This is a genomic window from Amycolatopsis marina, assembly GCF_900111885.1.
Classification (GTDB): domain Bacteria; phylum Actinomycetota; class Actinomycetes; order Mycobacteriales; family Pseudonocardiaceae; genus Amycolatopsis; species Amycolatopsis marina.
Genome location: NZ_FOKG01000014.1, coordinates 150,996 through 167,028, shown reverse-complemented (window position 1 = coordinate 167,028; position 16,033 = coordinate 150,996). Strand labels below are relative to the sequence as shown.

General features: G+C 68.3%; 21 protein-coding genes. 8 read left to right on the top strand and 13 right to left on the bottom strand.

Going from position 1 to position 16,033, the window contains the following annotated elements:
- Positions 1–32 precede the first annotated feature (32 nt).
- The 5 genes from BM199_RS22505 to BM199_RS22485 are packed head-to-tail and all read right to left on the bottom strand — an operon-like array spanning position 33 to position 3,390.
- Positions 33–641, bottom strand: a complete 609-nt coding sequence (locus BM199_RS22505) for a TetR/AcrR family transcriptional regulator (protein WP_091675286.1) — start codon at positions 639–641, stop codon at positions 33–35.
- Positions 634–1,089, bottom strand: a complete 456-nt coding sequence (locus BM199_RS22500) for a VOC family protein (RefSeq protein WP_091675285.1) — start codon at positions 1,087–1,089, stop codon at positions 634–636. The genes BM199_RS22505 and BM199_RS22500 overlap by 8 nt, the downstream gene beginning before the upstream one ends.
- A 48-nt stretch (positions 1,090–1,137) precedes the next feature.
- A complete protein-coding gene (locus BM199_RS22495; protein ID WP_091675284.1) occupies positions 1,138–1,926 on the bottom strand; it encodes an ABC transporter permease in 789 nt (262 codons plus the stop codon).
- Positions 1,923–2,855, bottom strand: a complete 933-nt coding sequence (locus BM199_RS22490; RefSeq protein WP_091675283.1) for an ABC transporter ATP-binding protein — start codon at positions 2,853–2,855, stop codon at positions 1,923–1,925. Before BM199_RS22490 ends, BM199_RS22495 begins: the two co-directional genes overlap by 4 nt.
- Positions 2,848–3,390 carry a YceI family protein gene (locus BM199_RS22485; protein ID WP_091675282.1) on the bottom strand — a complete coding sequence of 181 codons (543 nt, stop codon included), beginning with the start codon at positions 3,388–3,390 and terminating at the stop codon, positions 2,848–2,850. Before BM199_RS22485 ends, BM199_RS22490 begins: the two co-directional genes overlap by 8 nt.
- A gap of 168 nt (positions 3,391–3,558) precedes the next feature.
- On the opposite strand from BM199_RS22485, the gene BM199_RS22480 reads away from it, so the two are divergent.
- Together BM199_RS22480 and BM199_RS22475 are read left to right on the top strand one after the other, a co-directional pair.
- Positions 3,559–4,773 (top strand): sensor histidine kinase, encoded by a 1,215-nt coding sequence (locus BM199_RS22480; protein WP_091675281.1) that lies wholly within the window; start codon positions 3,559–3,561, stop codon positions 4,771–4,773.
- The gene (locus BM199_RS22475) at positions 4,770–5,420 is read left to right on the top strand and encodes a response regulator (protein WP_091675280.1); all 651 of its coding nucleotides are present in this window, start codon (positions 4,770–4,772) and stop codon (positions 5,418–5,420) included. Before BM199_RS22480 ends, BM199_RS22475 begins: the two co-directional genes overlap by 4 nt.
- 18 nt (positions 5,421–5,438) lie before the next feature.
- On the opposite strand, the gene BM199_RS22470 is transcribed toward BM199_RS22475, so the two are convergent.
- On the bottom strand, positions 5,439–6,629 hold the full coding sequence (locus BM199_RS22470) for an ROK family transcriptional regulator (RefSeq protein ID WP_245788548.1): 1,191 nt from the start codon (positions 6,627–6,629) through the stop codon (positions 5,439–5,441).
- A gap of 114 nt (positions 6,630–6,743) precedes the next feature.
- Between BM199_RS22470 and BM199_RS22465 the strand changes: the two genes are divergently transcribed.
- Both BM199_RS22465 and BM199_RS22460 read left to right on the top strand, forming a co-directional pair.
- Positions 6,744–7,847: an ABC transporter ATP-binding protein gene (locus tag BM199_RS22465; protein ID WP_091675279.1), complete on the top strand. Its 1,104-nt coding sequence runs from the start codon at positions 6,744–6,746 to the stop codon at positions 7,845–7,847.
- A gap of 79 nt (positions 7,848–7,926) precedes the next feature.
- Entirely contained in the window at positions 7,927–8,352 is a 426-nt protein-coding gene (locus BM199_RS22460) for an SgcJ/EcaC family oxidoreductase (protein WP_245788546.1), read from the top strand.
- Positions 8,353–8,389: 37 nt separating this feature from the next.
- Here BM199_RS22460 and BM199_RS22455 read toward each other — a convergent pair whose 3' ends face one another.
- Entirely contained in the window at positions 8,390–9,280 is an 891-nt protein-coding gene (locus tag BM199_RS22455; protein WP_091675277.1) for an alpha/beta hydrolase, read from the bottom strand.
- Positions 9,281–9,395: 115 nt separating this feature from the next.
- On the opposite strand from BM199_RS22455, the gene BM199_RS22450 reads away from it, so the two are divergent.
- Together BM199_RS22450 and BM199_RS22445 are read left to right on the top strand one after the other, a co-directional pair.
- Positions 9,396–9,779, top strand: a complete 384-nt coding sequence (locus BM199_RS22450) for a hypothetical protein (RefSeq protein ID WP_091675276.1) — start codon at positions 9,396–9,398, stop codon at positions 9,777–9,779.
- Positions 9,780–9,799: 20 nt separating this feature from the next.
- Positions 9,800–10,120 (top strand): glutaredoxin family protein, encoded by a 321-nt coding sequence (locus BM199_RS22445; protein ID WP_091675275.1) that lies wholly within the window; start codon positions 9,800–9,802, stop codon positions 10,118–10,120.
- A gap of 23 nt (positions 10,121–10,143) precedes the next feature.
- Here BM199_RS22445 and BM199_RS22440 read toward each other — a convergent pair whose 3' ends face one another.
- On the bottom strand, positions 10,144–10,560 hold the full coding sequence (locus tag BM199_RS22440; RefSeq protein ID WP_091675274.1) for a hypothetical protein: 417 nt from the start codon (positions 10,558–10,560) through the stop codon (positions 10,144–10,146).
- Between the two features lie 129 nt (positions 10,561–10,689).
- Here BM199_RS22440 and BM199_RS22435 point away from each other — a divergent pair, with 129 nt between their 5' ends.
- Positions 10,690–10,983 carry a DUF427 domain-containing protein gene (locus tag BM199_RS22435; protein WP_091675273.1) on the top strand — a complete coding sequence of 98 codons (294 nt, stop codon included), beginning with the start codon at positions 10,690–10,692 and terminating at the stop codon, positions 10,981–10,983.
- 116 nt (positions 10,984–11,099) lie between these two features.
- On the opposite strand, the gene BM199_RS22430 is transcribed toward BM199_RS22435, so the two are convergent.
- The 4 genes from BM199_RS22430 to BM199_RS22415 form a co-directional block, all read right to left on the bottom strand.
- Positions 11,100–12,377 (bottom strand): NRAMP family divalent metal transporter, encoded by a 1,278-nt coding sequence (locus BM199_RS22430; RefSeq protein ID WP_091675272.1) that lies wholly within the window; start codon positions 12,375–12,377, stop codon positions 11,100–11,102.
- A gap of 89 nt (positions 12,378–12,466) precedes the next feature.
- Entirely contained in the window at positions 12,467–13,333 is an 867-nt protein-coding gene (locus BM199_RS22425) for a 5-oxoprolinase subunit C family protein (RefSeq protein ID WP_091675271.1), read from the bottom strand.
- Between the two features lie 3 nt (positions 13,334–13,336).
- Positions 13,337–13,948 (bottom strand): 5-oxoprolinase subunit B family protein, encoded by a 612-nt coding sequence (locus BM199_RS22420; RefSeq protein ID WP_091675270.1) that lies wholly within the window; start codon positions 13,946–13,948, stop codon positions 13,337–13,339.
- A complete protein-coding gene (locus BM199_RS22415) occupies positions 13,926–14,720 on the bottom strand; it encodes a LamB/YcsF family protein (protein WP_091675269.1) in 795 nt (264 codons plus the stop codon). Before BM199_RS22415 ends, BM199_RS22420 begins: the two co-directional genes overlap by 23 nt.
- 113 nt (positions 14,721–14,833) lie before the next feature.
- On the opposite strand from BM199_RS22415, the gene BM199_RS22410 reads away from it, so the two are divergent.
- The gene (locus BM199_RS22410; protein ID WP_091675268.1) at positions 14,834–15,541 is read left to right on the top strand and encodes a GntR family transcriptional regulator; all 708 of its coding nucleotides are present in this window, start codon (positions 14,834–14,836) and stop codon (positions 15,539–15,541) included.
- A 7-nt stretch (positions 15,542–15,548) separates the two neighbouring features.
- Here BM199_RS22410 and BM199_RS33960 read toward each other — a convergent pair whose 3' ends face one another.
- Positions 15,549–15,716 carry a hypothetical protein gene (locus BM199_RS33960; RefSeq protein ID WP_177242741.1) on the bottom strand — a complete coding sequence of 56 codons (168 nt, stop codon included), beginning with the start codon at positions 15,714–15,716 and terminating at the stop codon, positions 15,549–15,551.
- Between the last annotated feature and the right edge of the window lie 317 nt (positions 15,717–16,033).

Sequence of the window (16,033 nt, the reverse complement as noted above, 5' to 3'; positions counted from 1 at the left end):
CCTCCTTGGGTGGTGAGCGCTTACTAACCACCCTACCGGAGGAAGAGGCGTTTCAGCAGCAGGTCGACCGCGCGGACGGCACGTGAGCGGGCCTCCGCGACATCACCCGCCTCCGCGACCCAGAGCGCGGCCTCGTTGAGCGCCCCCGAGATCAGGGCGACGAACGGTGAGACGTCGAGGTCGCTGGGCGCGCCTTCGGATCCTTCCCCGACGAACGCGGCGAGCCCCTCGCGCAGGGTGCCGGCACAGTGCGCGTTGTCGATCTCCCGCCACCGTGGCACGCCGAGCACCGCGGGACCGTCGATCAGATACAGCCGGTGCAACCGCGGCTCGGCCATCGCGTCCAGCCAGACCCGGCAACCCTGCCGCAGTGCCTCGAAGGAGGACGGCGCAGCCGCCGCGGCCTCGTCGATCCGGACCACCACCTCCTGCGCGACCAGTTCCACGACCGCGTCGAACAGCGCGTGTTTGTCCGGGAAGTGGTGGTACAGCGCTCCCCGGGTCAGCCCGGTCGCCTCGACGACCTCGCGGGTGCTGACCCCGGCGAACCCGTCTCGGGCGAACAACTCGCGCGCCGCCGCCAACAACTGTGCCCTGCTTCGCGCATGTCGTTCCGCGTTCGGGCCACGACGCTCAGCCATGGGAGTCCTCGACGGCTTCCTGCAGCTGCGCGGCGACCTCGGCACCGAAGAACGCCGGGTCCGGCTCGATCGGCTGGATGATGTCCACCCACACGCCCGCGGGGTCCCGCAGCAGGAAATGCCGCTGCCCCCACGGCTCGTCCCGAAGCTCGACCGCGGGCTCGAGGCCCGTCGCGCGCACCGAGTCCAGCGCCATCCGCGCGTCCTCGACCTCGACGCTGAGGATCAGCGAGTCACCGGCGAAGCGCTGCCGGAACTGGGGCAGCTGCTGGTCGAGACCCTCGCGCATGAACGCGATCCCGAACCGCCGCCCCGTCCCGCCGCTGACCAGGTACACGAACCAGTCGGCCTCGAAGGCGACCGTGAACCCGAGGTGCCGCACATACCAGTCGCGCACGTGCCGCGGATCCTCGACGACCACGAGTGAATACAGATCTTTGAGTTCCATATCGGCCACGCTAGCATCTACCTACAAGCTGCATGTAGGTAGATGCCCTCACTCGGGCCGGGGGTCCCAGCGAAACCGCCGGACGGCGACCACCGCTCCGACGATGCCCCAGCAGAACAGCACGCCAAGGCTCGTCCAGGCGTAGCCGGTGCCGTGGCCGAGTGAGCCGAGCAGTGCCTCGTTGAAGGGCCGCACCGGCAGCGCGCCCGAAATGGTCCGGAGCACCCCGGAGTCGACCGGCATGTAGGTGCCCGAGACGAACAGGAGCGGAAACAGGACGAACTGCACGACCGCCGGTGCTGCCTCGGCGTTGCGGATCAAGGAGGCCACCGCGACTCCGAGCGCGCAGAATGCCGCCGCGCCGAGCACGAGCACCACGGCGATCGCGGGCCAGCCCGAGGGATCTGGCATCGGCACGCCGAACAGCGCCCCGATACCGACGACGAGCAGGACGGTCACCACGCTCACCAGTACGCAGTGCGCCAGCAGACCGGCGAAGTACGTCGACGTCGGCAACGGGGTCGCCCGCAGCCGCTTGAGGATCCCGTACTGGCGGCGCGCCGAGAGCACGACGGCCAGCTGGCTGTAGCACGAGCCCAGTACCGAAAGTCCGGCGATCGTGCAGACGTAGTACTGCATGGCCGACAGTCCCCCGAAGAACGCGGTCGCGCCGACATCGCCGAACAGCAGGCCGAAGATCGCCATGATCACGACCGGGAAGAGGAACGTGAAGAACGCGCTCTGCGGGTTGCGCCAGAAGGACAGCTGCTCGTACCGGATCTGGTGCCACAGCAGAGCGAGTTGGTGGCGGACAGGACGGTGGACGGCGGTGGTCATCGGACACTCCTCTCCGGGGCGCCCGCCGGCGCACCGGGGTCGGTCAGGCGCAGGTAGACGTCCTCCAGCGTCGGGCGATCGACGGTGAGGCGGTCCAGCACCGCCCCGCGACGCAGTGCCCAGCCGGTCAGCTCGTGCAGGGTCCGGGTCGGGTCGGTGGTCTCCACCGTCACCAGTCCGTCGCCCCGGCTTGCGGCAAAAGGCAGATCGGTGACCGCGAACCCGTGCGGAAGTCCGAAACGAATACGGGCACCGTCGTTGTCGCGCCCGGCGAGGGTGTCAGGCGTGCCTTCGGACACGATCCGGCCACCGGCGATCACCGCGACCCTGTCGGCGAGTTCCTGGGCCTCTTCCATGTAGTGGGTGGTGAGCAGAATGGTGGTCCCCGCGTCCCGCAGGTTCCGCACGAGCTGCCACGCACTCCGCCGCGCGTTCGGGTCGAACCCCGTGGTCGGTTCGTCGAGGAACAACAGGCTGGGGTTGCCGATCACGCCCAGGGCAAGGTCAAGGCGCCGCTTCTGCCCGCCGGACAGGGTCCTGACCTTGCGGCGCCGCAGTTCGGTGAGGCCGACCAGGCCGAGCACCTCGTCCACGTCCCGAGGCCAGCGGTAGTACCCCGCGTTCCGGGCGAGCGTCTCGCGCACGGTCAGGTAGGGCTCGACCGCGATGTCCTGCAGCACCAGTCCGATCCGCTCACGCAACTCCCGGCCTTCGGCCTGGTCGCCAGGGTCCATGCCGAGGACGCCGACCTGCCCGGCATCCCGGGCGCGGAAGCCTTCGAGAATCTCCAGTGTCGTGGATTTCCCCGCACCGTTGGGACCGAGCAATGCGAAGATCTCCCCGTGCTCCACGGTGAAACTCACGTCGCGCACGGCATGCACCGAGCCGTAGCTCTTGGCGAGACCGCCCACGGCAACCGCGCTAGTCATGTGCGGTCCCGCCTGCTCGTGGCGCACGGACTGCCCTGACTTCCAGCGCCAGGTCCAGGTAGCGCCCGGCCAGCCCGCGAGCCGCGGTCACGCCGAAATCGGTGCGGTCTATCCGGACTGTCGCGTGCGCCGTGACCGAGTCACTCGCCACGTCGAGCCGTTCGATCGTGAGAACGACCTGCTGGGTGACACCGCGGGCGGTGAGTTTTCCCGCAATGCCCGCGTCGTCCACCCGCTCGGAGTCGAACGTCAGGACGGGGTGTCGTGCCGTGTCGAGGAAACGGGCCGACCTGACGTCGGTGTCCCTTCGTTCGCTGCCCGTGTGGAAACTCGCCGCGTCCACCTCGGCGTGCACGGTCGAGGCGGCACGTGACTCGGAAACCTCGATGGTCCCGCCGCGGATCGCGAAGGTGCCGTGCACCGGCAGGAGTCCGAAAAGGTGTCTGCTGGTGAACGTGATGGCCGAGTGGCTCGTGTCGATCTTGTAACGGCCCGGCTGCGGTACCGCTTTTTCCTTGCCCTGGCTGCCTGTCATGTGCTCATTGCACGGCATTGGCAGCTGGGCCCGGCAGGGTGAACGGTCGGTTTTCGAACCGACGAAAGGGGTCCGGGACTCGGCGGGACGCAACTTTCGTAGGGTCCTCCCCCGGCCGAAGGTTTCGTCTCGAACTCCGCTCGCCGACGAATGCCATACCGTGTGGCCATGAGTGAACGTCCGTGGCACTGTCGGCACCGGCTGGCCATCGATGTCGGAGTCGCCGTGTTCTTCGTTCTGCTCGACACGGGGCTGACGCTGGCCGGTGCGGCATGGTGGCCCGCCGATCCCGGCGCACTGGCCTGGCTCATGCTGGGTGCGCAGGCGGCCGCCTGCGCCACCCTCGTCTTCCGCCGCAGAGCGCCGCTCACCGTCCTCACCGTGCTGGCCGGATTCACCCTGCTGGTGACACTGCTGATCTCCCCACTGGGTGCGCTGAACCCGGAGCAGGGCGGCAACCTGTGGGCTCCATTCGCGACAGTCGTCGCCGCCTACGGACCGTTCTTCTACACAAGGGACAGACAGGACCGCCGCACCGCGCTCGTCGCACTCGCCGTCCTCACGGTCATCGTGGCGCGACCGTGGGAACCGGCGATCATGGTCATCACCATCGGGGTGCTCCGCACGGCGCTGGGCCCCTTGCTGGCGTTGTACATCGACGCCCGCAGGCGGCTCGTGCTGGCCCTGACCGAACGCGCCGAACGTGCGGAGCGGGAGCGCCACCTGCTCGCCGAGCAGGCGCGCGCCGAGGAGCGCGCGCGACTGGCGGGTGAGATGCACGACGTCCTGACGCACCGAGTGAGCCTGATGGTGCTGCAGGCGGGCGCATTGGGAATCACCGCGAAGGAGGAGACCACCAAACAGGCCGCCGAGGAACTGCGGACGGCAGGATGCCAGGCACTGGACGAACTGCGGGACCTGGTCGGCATCCTGCGCACCACACCGGAGGGCGAGGAGACACCGCTGGCGGCGGGGCTGGTCGCGCTGGCTGCGGAGTCGACAGCGGTCGGCACACCGGTCGACCTCGTCGAGGAGGGCGACGCCTCGCTCGCCTCGCCGGTGGTCGGGCGCACGGCGTACCGCATCGTCCGGGAGGCGCTGACCAACGTCCGCAAGCACGCGCCCGGGGCGAACGTGACGGTGCGGGTGGAGTACGACGAGAGCCGGGTGCGGCTCAGCGTCCGCAACACGCCACCGGTCGAGCAGCCGAGCAACGCGCTGGCGGGCACCGGATCCGGACTCGGCCTGGGCAACCTCCGTCAGCGCGTCGAACTCGTGCACGGCACACTGCACTCCGGACCGGCACCGGACGGCGGGTTCGTTGTCGAGGCCACCATGCCCGCGTACGTTCCGACAGCGGAATCGGTTGGAGTCAGCCCGTGATCCGAGTCGTCGTCGTCGATGACGAGCCGATGGTGTGCGTGTTCCTGCGGACGATCCTCGGCTCGGCGGAGGACATCGAGGTGGTCGCCGAGGCGCACGACGGAGCGGCGGGTGTCGAGGCCGTGGCCCGGCACCTGCCGGACATCGTGCTCATGGATCTGCGTATGCCGGGCGTCGACGGGCTCACCGCGATCGAGCGCATCGGCGAGTTGCCGAGCCCGCCCGTCGTCGTGGTGCTGACGACCTTCGACGCGGACCAGTACGTGCTGCGTGCGCTGCGAGCAGGCGCCGCGGGGTTCCTGGTCAAGTCCACACCCCCGGAGGACCTGATCGGGCTGGTGCGCGTCGCCGCTGAGGGCCACACGGTGCTGTCGGCAGCCGCCACCCGTCGGCTGGTCGCGGCCTCCACCGAAGGGCGCCCGGCCCGCGATCGCGCTCGCGGACTGCTCGAACCGCTGACCGAACGTGAGACGGAGGTACTCGCGCTGATCGGCAAGGGCCTGTCGAACGCGCAGATCGCGGCGGGGCTGCACCTGTCGGAAGCCACGATCAAGGGCTACGTGTCCCGGATGCTGGACAAGCTGGGATGCGTGAATCGCACCCAGGCCGGCCTGATCGCCCACGACGCGGGCATCGTCAATTCGTAGGCCGTCCCTGCGCACGGGCTACGACGTGCGGTCGAGCCAGCCGAGCGGATCGTCGACGATCTCGGCGAGGACGCTCCACGCGGCTCCCTGCAAGGCCGTGTCCGGTCGCCCTTGGCCGATCCGCACCCGAGGACCGGGGTGCTGCTCGGCGAGCCGTCCGGCGAGCGGCTCCCGCAGGGCGTCGCCGAGCGCGGCCAGCCGGCCACCGAGCACGACCGTGGCGGGGCCGAGCATCGCCACCGGCGCCGCGAGCGCGTCGGCCAGCGCACGCGCCGCGAGCGTCGTCGCCGTCGCCGCCCGCCGATCACCGTCGTGCAGCCGCTCGGCGAAGGGTTCCTTGCCGGACAGCAGCCGGGGCAGCGCGGTCTCCGGTTCACCGACGGCGCTCGCCATGGCCGCCCTGCCCGCGGACAGTTCGAGGCATCCCGACCGGCCACACGGGCACCGCCCGCGGCGCGGGTGTACGGGCACGTGACCGAAGGCGCCGACCGCTCCCGCGTGCGGTACCCCGCCGGTGACCAGCGCGGCGCCCACCTCGGCCTCCCCACCGACGTAGATGAGGTCCTCCGCGCTGCCACGACACTCGACGTCGGCGGCGAACGGCACCGAGCCGCCAAGGCGCACGTCGATGCCCAGCGCGCCGATCGCCTCCAGTTCACCCGCGACCAGGGTCCGGACGTCGACGTCCTGCCAGCCGAGACCGGGGACGGACCGCACCAGCAGCTGGCCGTCCCTGTCCCGGCCGAACAACGCGGGAAGCGCCACACCGATACCGGCGACGAGCTGTCCCGAGGTCGTCGCGTGGTCGAAGAGGCGGCGCAGCACCGGACGAGCACCCCGGACAACCTCGGCTGGGGACAGTGAACGCGTGTCCATCCGGCGCAGCTCGCGCCGCCGTATCCGCCCGGACAGGTCCACAACGCACCCCGCCACATGATCGACCTCCACCTGGAAGCCGATGCCGACCGGGCCGAGCGGATCGGGTGCCACCCGGCTCGCGGGCCTGCCCGGCCCGCCGTGCTGGGTCACCCCGAGATCGTGCACGAGGCCGTTGTCGATCAGTTCGGCCATCAGGTTCGTGACGGTGACCTTCGTCAGTCCGGCAAGTTTCGCGAGTTCGACACGGGTAACCGGGCTCGAATCGCAGACGAGCCGCAGCAACAGGGCCAGGTTCTGACTGCGTATGCCCTTGCCTGCCGCGTCTGCCATGGCCGTCCTGATTCGAGGTTAGTAAAGACAGTAGCTTAACTATATCTAGTCTTCGGTACGCGCGCCCGGGTAGACAGGGCACTCCTGCACGACCGAGGAAAGGTTGCGAGCGGCATGGCCAAGGTCACCTACCAGGCGGCGTCCCGAATTTTCCCCTCCACTCCCCCTGTCCGTGCCGTGGACAAACTGGACCTCGACGTCAATGACGGTGAGTTCCTCGTGCTGGTCGGCCCCTCCGGGTCGGGCAAGTCGACCGCGCTGCGAATGCTGGCCGGACTGGAGGACGTCGACGAGGGCTCGATCCTCATCGACGACCGCGATGTCACCAACGCGCCGCCGAAGGATCGCGACATCGCGATGGTCTTCCAGTCATACGCGCTCTACCCGCACATGACCGTCGCCGAGAACATGGGGTTCGCCCTGAAGCTCAAGCGGGTCGCGAAGGCGGACATCGCCACGCGCGTCGAGCACGCCGCGAAGCTGCTGGACCTCACCAACTATCTCGACCGCAAGCCGAAGGCGCTCTCCGGCGGACAACGCCAGCGGGTGGCCATGGGCCGGGCGATCGTCCGCGAGCCTGCCGTCTTCCTGATGGACGAGCCACTGTCCAATCTGGATGCCAAGCTGCGCGTAGAGACCCGTGCGAACATCGCCGCCCTGCAGGAGCGGCTCGGGACCACGACGATCTACGTCACCCATGACCAGGTCGAGGCCATGACGATGGGCCACAGGGTCGCGGTACTGAAGGACGGTCTGCTGCAGCAGTGCGACACGCCGCGCGCCCTGTACGACCAGCCCAAGAACGCGTTCGTCGCAGGTTTCATGGGTTCGCCGAGTATGAACCTCGAGACGGTTCCGCTGACGGCGGACGGCGCGCAGATGGACGGGCTGACCATACCGATCCCCCGAGCCGCCCTTGCCGAGGCGCGACAGGCCGGACTGGACAGTGTCACGGTGGGCCTGCGGCCGGAAGCACTCCGGCTGGCCGCACCGGACGAGCCTTCGATGAAGCTGAGCGTCAAACTCGTCGAGGAACTCGGCGCCGACGCCTACGTGCACGGCTCGATCCAGCTCGGCCAGCGCTCGGCGAAGTTCGTGGTGCGGGCGGAAACCCGTCAGCCCCCGCGCCTGGACGAGGTCGTCAGTGTCACCGTCAGGAACTCGGCGGACGACGTACACCTGTTCAATCCGGAGAGCGGCGAGCGGTTGTCTTCCTGAACGAGCGGGGGTGTGTGCCGCCGTACATAGCGAACCGAACCTTGACCTCGACGTAACTCGAGGTTCGATAGTGATGGACATGGAGACGACACCTCTCGACGAGCAGACCCGTGAGACCGAGACCGAAGCCATCAGGCAACTGGTAGCCACGGTTCAACACGCGCAGCAACACGAACTCGTCGACGATTTCGTCGGCCTGTTCCGGGCCGACGCGATCTGGACGACAGCACACGGCAAACGACTCACCGGCCGTGCCGAGATCGCGGAGTTCACCGGAAAGGTGCTGCCAGGGGCGATGACGGGTCTGGCGCCCTCGTACGAGGTCGTGCACGTCCAGTTCATTCGCCCGGACGTGGCGGCGGTCAAGATCCGCCAGCGGTACTTCACCACCGATGGCGAGCCGGTCGCCGACCAGCCGGAGGGCAGCCCGCTGTACGTGATGGCCAAGGAGGACGGCCGGTGGCGCGTGGTCGCCGCACAGAACACGCAGGTGCTCGAAGCCTGACCACCGCCACCTGGCAGCGCCCCGGGGCGGCCGCGCCTCAGCCGAGCAGACCGGCTACGGCGTCCGCGAACGCCGCCGGTGCCTCCTGTGGCGCGTTGTGGCCGACGTCGGACAGGAACCGGTGCTCGTATCGTCCGGTGAAGCACTCCCGATCCTCGGCCGGGCTCGGGCCCGCCACACCGTCAGCGCCGCTTTCGAGCACGACCGTGGGGACGGTGATGGCGGGCTCGTCTGCGAGGCGGTCCTCGATGTGCTGATATCGGGGATCGCCGTCGGCGAAGCCGTACCTGTGCCGATAGGAGTGGATCACCACGTCGACGAAGTCCGGATTGTGCAGACTGCGGGCGCTGGTGGGGAAGGCCGCGGTCGCACCGGACCACGTCGGCGACCAGGTGCGCCACAGCAGCTCGCAGAGTTCGTCGCGGTTGCGCTCCAGCCCGAGTCGCCCCCGCTCGGAATGGAAGTAGTACTGGTACCAGTAGGTCCTTTCCCACTCCGGTTTGACCGGTTCTCCGGAGTAGGCGAGATTCTGGATGTTGTAACCGTCCACCGTCACCAGACCGCGCACCCTGTCCGGCCACAGCGCGGCCGCGATACACGCCGCCCTGCCGCCCCAGTCGTAGCCCGCGAGCACCGCCTCTCCGACGTCCAGCGCGTCCATGAAGTCGAGCAGGTCCTGGGCCAGCGCGCCCTGCTGCCCGGAACGCTCGGATTCCCCGGCCCGAAACCGAGTCGGACCGAAACCACGCAGGTACGGAGCGAGCACGAACGCGCCCCTGTCCGCGAGGATCGCCGCGACCTCGTCGAACGCCCGCACGTCGTAGGGGAAACCGTGCAGCAGGATCACCGGGACGGATCCGGCAGCACCCGCTCTCTCGTACGCGATATCCAGTACCGGGGTTGAGACCCGCTCGGCAGCCAGTTCCATGTACTGATCCTGGCACGCCTCGGCCCGTGCCAGGATGTGTCAGCGGGCCGGCAGTGTTCCTGCCCGCTACCGGAATCCGTGCTGAGATGGGGGAACCAAGCCCGGAAGGAACCCAGTGGCCAGCAAGGACCCGATCGCGCCTTCGACACAGGCACCGACGCCCGACCAACTACCGGTTTGGCGTATCGGTCTCACCGGCGGACTGGTCGGTATCCTGTGCTGCGTCGGTCCCACCGCACTGACACTGCTCGGCGTAATCAGCGCGGGCACGGCCTTCGCCTGGGCGAATGATTTGTATGACGGCTATGCCTGGTGGTTCCGCCTCGCGGGGCTCGCGGTGCTGGTACTTCTGGTGTGGCTGTCCCTGCGAAAGCGCGGACAGTGCAGCGTGGCCGGGATGCGACGCAGGAAATGGCGACTGGCCGGGGTGCTCGGCGTCGCGGTGGTCACCTACGTGAGCCTGTACGCGCTGACCACCTGGCTGGGAACATTCGCCTGACTGAGGGGCAACTGGACATCATGACTGGCAACGACGAGATCCGGTTCTACTGGCGACCAGGCTGCTGGTTCTGCGCGAAACTCCGCAGACGCCTGGACCGGGCGAATGTGGTGTACCGGGCGATCAACATCTGGGAAGACCCGGACGCGGCAGCACAGGTGCGCGCGGTCGCCGGGGGCAACGAGACGGTACCTACCGTGATCATCGGTTCGCGGGCGATGGTCAACCCGAGCCTGCGGGAGGTACTTGCAGCGCGGTCCGGGGACACCGCGAATCCGGCGGGAAAGCCGCGAGGTGCGCTCACATCGCTGCTGGCGGGACTATGGAAAGGAAGGCGGTAGCCGTAGGCCGCAACAGGTGTGGCTCATCGTCGCGCGATGTCCGCCGCGACCGCCGCGACCGCCCGATCCGGCTCGGCGTCGCGGGTCAGCACCAGCCCGTCGCACACCAGGGCACACGCCGCCGTCGCCGCGTTGCACTGTCGCAGCGCGGCCAGAACGGACAGCCCCCGCCGCCGCGCATCCCGCCACACCGCGGGTAGCACCCACGCGGTGTTGCGTGGATCCACGACGACGAGCTCCACTTCGTCCTCCGGGAAGCGGTCACGCAACGCCCGGTACACCGCACCGACGCGCTCCATGTCACCACGGCAGTGCGCGTACGGATCCTCGGCGCTCCCGCCCAGTGTGCCGAGCGCCTCGCCGTCCAGCCGCCCGCAGCAGCCCGAGCCACCCATCTGCTGGTCCCACTGCCGCACCAGCATCACCCTGTGCAGAGACACAGCCTCACCTCCGCGGTCCCGGCCCATAATGACAGGGAAACCGGCGTTTCGGGGCACAGCGATCCGGCACTTGGCGCGACCACAACTCCTCTTCGTGGTGCACTGGAGGAGACAGACGAGGAGGGCCCGATGTTGCGTGCGGTCTGGAACGGGATCGTGCTGGCCGAGGCGCCGCAGACGGTCCGGTTGGAGGGAAATCACTACTTCCCTCCCAGCTCGGTGCACGAGGAGTACCTGACCAGGAGCAAAGTCAGAACCCTCTGTCCATGGAAGGGAATCGCGGGTTACCGCCACATGGAATCGGAGCGCGGGACACTACGGAACGCGGCGTGGTGTTACGCGCACCCGAGCCCGCTGGCCAGGCGCATCAAAAACCATGTCGCCTTTGACGACCGCGTCACCATCGAGGGCGAGCCGGATTAGGCCTCCATCTCCGGCAGGTCCCCTCCCTCTTCGCGCACACAGCCCGGTCCCGGCACCAGTCTGGTGCCGGGACCGATGACTTTCCCAACGCGTGCGTAATCCGGGTGGCCAGTTCCTCAGCTCCAGAGCTTCGCGATGCCGCTCAGCGCGTTCCACCCCAGATACAGCGTCAGCAACCAGGCGGCGGTGCCGATCACCAGTAGCCAACGCGGATAGCGGTAGCCGCGGAGCAGGTCCCTGCGGCGGTAGGCGACGTACATCAGCACACCGAAGCCGACCGGCAGGATCAGGCCGTTGAGCGCGCCGGCCAGGATCAGCAGTTTCGTCGGAGCCTGGTTCAGGATCAGGAAGACCGTCACCGCCACCGCGATGAACCCGACCACAAGCCAGTTCTGCCGCCGCTTGAGCGCGGGCGAAAAGCTCACGATGAACGACACGGAGGTATAGGAGGCACCGACGACGGACGTGATCCCGGCGCCCCACAGAATCATGCCGAACATCCGCAGACCGACCTCGCCTGCCGCGGACTCGAACGCCTGCGCCGCGGGGTTCTCCCCGGCGAGAGTCACGCCACCGACGACGACACCGAGAATGGCCAGGAACAGCACGGCCCGCATGACCCCGGTGACCAGCAAGGAAACCACCGCGCTGCGACTGACGTCCTTGATCTGCTCGGGGCCCGTCACTCCGGCGTCGATGAGACGGTGCGCGCCCGCGTAGGTGATGTAGCCACCAACGGTTCCGCCGATCAGCGTGGTGATGACGAGGAAGTCGATGTCGTCCGGAATGACGGACTGACGCAGCGCCTCGCCGACCGGCGGGCTGGAGGCGATCGCGACGTACAGCGTCAGTACGACCATGACGACGCCGAGCACGACGACGATACGGTCCATCGCGATCCCCGCCCGCTTGCTCAGGAAGATGCCGATCGCGATCGCCGCGGAGACGGCTCCGCCGATCTTGACATCCAGCCCCAGCAGGGCATCGAGGCCGAGTGACGCGCCCGCGACGTTGCCGATGTTGAAGACCAGTCCGCCGAACACGACGAGCACCGCCATCAGGACACCCAGCCCCGGCAGCACGCGGTTACCCAGCTCCTGCGCCCGCAACCCGGAGATCCCGATGACCCGCCAAACATTCAGCTGGACGGCGATGTCGATGATGATCGACAAAAGGATCGCGAACGCGAACGCCGCTCCCATCTGGACAGTGAACGTCGTCGTCTGGGCAATGAATCCTGGCCCGATGGCGCTGGTGGCCATCAGGAACACAGCGCCGAGCAGGGTGCCCCGCTTGACGCCCTTGATCGCTTTGTCGTCACCCGCGACCGGATCCGCTGCGGGTGTTTCCCGTGGAGCTTCCGACGAATCGCTACTACTGAGCTTCTCGGTCATTGTCACTCCGATCACACGGCATGGATGAGTAAAGTACCGAATTGTTGAACAATCCTGCAAGCCCCTTGTCTGACGATCATGAATGGGCGTCACCTCCGCCGGGCCATGAAGCGGATACGCATCCCGGGACGTGCTTGCGCTGCCCTGTCAACATCCGCGGCCACGACAACGGCGATGACCGGATAGCCGCCGGTCACCGGATGATCGGCCAGAAAGAGGGTCGGCACACCCGACGGCGGAACCTGCAGCGCACCGGGCACCATGCCTTCACTCGGCAACTCTCCTTCTCGCGTGCGCGTCAGGACGGGACCGGAGAGGCGCATACCGATGCGGTTGCTCTCCGAGGTCACGGTGTACGGCTCGCTCAGCAGAATCGCCAGCGCCGAGTCGGTGAACCAGTCGTCCCGCGGCCCAGGCACGACGGCGAGGACCAGTTCGTCCGAGGGAAGCTCCGCGACAGGCGCGAAACCGATGACGGGAAACGGCTTCGCCGCGGCTCCGATCGGTAGCACGGCGCCGGGGCGCACACTTTCCGGACCGAGCCCGGAGAGCAGGTCGCTCGCCCGTGAGCCCAGCACCGGGGGCACGTCGATTCCCCCTCGCACCGCGAGATAGCTGCGGAGGCCGCGCACCGGCGAACCCAGGCGCAGCACCGATCCGGCCCGTACCCGCAGAACCGAGTTCATCGAGGCCGCGCGACCGTCCACTGTGATCGGACAGTCCGCTCCGGTCACGGCGGCCGTCACGTCCCGGCGGAGCCGGGCCACCAGCCCCCCGTATGTCAGTTCCACAGCCGCCGCCCCCTCGTCGTTACCCACGAGGCGGTTCGCGAGCTGAAACGAGCCGCGGTCGGCCGCCCCCGCCGCGCCGACTCCCATGGCGGCACAACCGACCCGGCCGAGGTCCTGCACGGTCGCCAACGGGCCGGTCTCGATCACCTCCAACGCTGCGCTCACTGCTCACGCCACTTCCGTGAAGCGAACCCGCACGCCGGTACGCAACAGTGCGGGTGGTTGCCGATCGGTACTCCACATCTCGAGGTCGGTGTGCCCAATGAGCTGCCAGCCACCAGGCGACTCGCGTGGGTAGATTCCACTGAACTCTCCCGCGAGCGCGACAGCACCGGATGGAACTCTCGTCCGAGATTCGCGTCGCCTCGGCACGTTGAGACGAGCGGACCCGCCTGTGAGGTAAGCGAATCCGGGAGCGAAGCCGCCGAAGCTCACCGTCCAGTCCGTGCCGGTGTGCTCGGCGACGACCTCCCGCTCACCAAGACCGGTCAGCCGGGCCACGGCACCGAGATCGGCGCCGTTGTACACCACGGGGACGTGCAGCAGTTCCGGTTCGGCGCACCCCTGTTTCGCGAGCGGGGCCGACCGGACCGAGCGCTCGATCTCCGCCAGGTCCGCATGTTCCGGATCCACCCGGAGCAGCAACGTCCGCGCGGCGGGAACCAGGTCGGTGACTCCGTCCGGAAGCTCGGCGGCCAGCGCCGCGTGCAGGGCACGCACGGTTTCCAGATCGTCGAGTTCGACGAGCAGACCGGAATCAGCGCACCGTAGTACACGCATCGTTGCTCGCCTCTCCCCTGCCCGGCACGAACGCCTCCAACGGCACACCCGCGTCGAGCAGCCGAGCACGGACCGCCCTGGCGATCTCCACCGCTCGTTCGTTGTCCCCGTGCACGCAGATGGAGTCCGCCCGCAAGCTGATCCAACTGCCGTCAACGGCCTCGATCGGCTCGCCGTTGGCCAGCCGCACACAGCGCTGCGCGATCAACTCCGGGTCGTGCAGCACCGATCCGGGCTCACGACGCGAGGCGAGCGAGCCGTCGGGCAGGTAGGCGCGATCGGCGAAGGCCTCGCGAAACACCGTGAGGCCTGCCTCCTTGGCGGTGTCCAGCCACGATGCGCCGGCCAGGCCGAGCAACGCGACCCCGGGGTCGTACTGCCGAACCGCCTCGACAACGGCCGCGGCCTGATCCGGATGACTGCCGAGCGCGTTGTACAGCGCGCCGTGCGGCTTGACATACCTGACCTCGGTGCCCGACGCGCGGGCGATTCCGGCGAGCGCGCCGATCTGGTAGATGACCTCGTCGGTCAGTTCACCCGGGTCGACGTCGACGAAGCGGCGCCCGAATCCGGCCAGGTCGCGGTAACCGACGTGCGCACCGATCGCGACTCCGTTCTCCGCCGCGAGAGCACATGCTCGCCGGATCACCCTCGGGTCGCCCGCGTGAAAGCCACAGGCGACGTTCGCACTCGTCACGATGCCCAGAAGCAGCGCATCCTCACCGAGTTCCCACCTGCCGAACCCTTCGGCCAGGTCCGCGTTGAGATCCATCCGCACCTCTCCTCGCTCTCGAATCGCAGCAACGTACAACTTTGTTGAACAATCCTGCAAGCCTTTCGTAGGACTTCCTTGCTAGTGTTGGCTGGCCAGCGATCGGAGGACGAATGACCGACACGGACCCCTGGGTCGAACTGCTGGTCGGCGACCGTCCGCTACTCGACCGGACAAGCACCGTGGAGCGGGTCGCGGACGTACTGCGGCAGCGCATCATCGAGGGGGCGCTGCCCCCCGGTACCCGGCTCTCCGAGCAGGACGCGGGCAAGGCGCTAGAGGTGTCCCGCAACACGCTGCGCGAGGCGTTCCGGCTGCTGGTGCACGAACGACTGCTGGTACACGAGTTCCATCGTGGAGTGTTCGTCCGGGTGCTGTCCGCCGAGGACGTGGTGGACCTCTATCGGATCAGACGGCTGCTGGAAACCGGCGCCGTGCGGCACGCCGACGCATCGAAGCCGGAGCGCGTCGCCGCACTCGAGACAGCGGTGCACCAGGGGGAACTGGCCGCTGCGGAATCCCGCTGGCGCGACGTGGGAACCGCGAACATGCTGTTCCACCAGGCGGTGGCCGGTCTCGCCGGTAGTCCTCGGGTGGACGAGAGCATGCGGCAGCTGCTCGCCGAGCTACGGCTGGCCTTCCACGTGATGTCGCGCCCGAAGGAGTTTCACGAGCCCTATCTGGAACTCAACCGCTCGCTCGCCGGGCTCGTCGCCGAGGGCGATCTCCAGGAAACCGAACGCAAGCTCAACGAGTACTTCGACACGGCGGAGACCCAGCTGATCGAGGCCTACAGTCAGACCACGGGCCGGACCACCTAGAAGCCGGTCAAGAACCTGCCGCTGCGCCATCGTCGAGCGGGGTGACGGTGGTCGGCGTCAGCAGCTCGCGATCACGCCCGACTACCCGCGCGGCCTCGGTGAGCGTGAACCCGCCACGGAGCCGGACATCGGCAGCGGACGCACCGACGAGGACGTGCACATCTCCTGGTTCCACGAGCCGTTCACCGTTCCTGCCACCGAACGACGTGCGATCGGCGTGCAACCGGAAGCCGCCCCTGGCGCAGGAAAGCCCGGTGGCTGGCAGGGATCCTCCGTCTGCCCCGCATCCGGCCGGGCAAGGACGCCGAGGAACGCCTGATCAAGCCGTGCGCACCCCCTGACCCAGCCAGGTCAGAGTGCCTGCAAGTACCCCCAAGCAAGATCAAGTACGTCGTCAACCGCTGCCAACCAGACCGCCGCCCGGCACGGCTGGCGCGAGTTGGTAGCGATTGAGGAGTATGTCGATCTTGCTTGGGGGTACTTGCAGACGCT